Origin of the sequence: Nonomuraea aridisoli (assembly GCF_003236395.1) — a bacterium.
GTDB lineage: Bacteria > Actinomycetota > Actinomycetes > Streptosporangiales > Streptosporangiaceae > Nonomuraea > Nonomuraea aridisoli.
In genome coordinates this window covers 1-397 of the sequence record NZ_POUD01000704.1, presented here as the reverse complement: position 1 = coordinate 397, position 397 = coordinate 1, and the positions used below count along the sequence as shown (strand labels likewise).

The window sequence follows — 397 nt, the reverse complement described above, 5'->3', positions numbered from 1 at the left end:
GGTTTCAGTGAATCGAACATCGAAACGCGGATGAATCCGACGACGTCCTGTCTACAGCTAGCGTTTCGCGATGCCCCGCCCGGGGAGACGGCGATTCGTGCGGCGCTGGAAGCCGCGCAGCGGGTGCTTGAACGCAGTGGTGTGTCGCCGCGCGAAGCGTTCGCGGCCTACCAAGCCTTCGCCAGCGGGGCGGGGAGCCCCGACACGCTCGCGCTGACGTTCGCCCGAGCGGAAGCCGAGGCCATGGATACATTGGCCGCGCACGGCTACACCCGCTACGGTTCGGTCAGCCTGGCTGCGCTCTAAGCGCCTGCGGTGGCCGCGCGTTTGCGTTTCAGACTTCTGCTGTCTTTCCGCCCAGCCGCCGTGCCGTCTCGGACACATGGCGATGGATGCG

At 66.8% G+C, this 397-nt stretch carries 1 protein-coding gene; it reads left to right on the top strand.

Annotation, left to right across the window (positions count from 1 at the left end; translation table 11 throughout):
- A partial coding sequence (locus tag C1J01_RS54405; RefSeq protein ID WP_235855180.1) for a hypothetical protein occupies nucleotides 1-306 on the top strand: 306 nt, incomplete at its 5' end.
- Nucleotides 307-397: the final 91 nt, after the last annotated feature.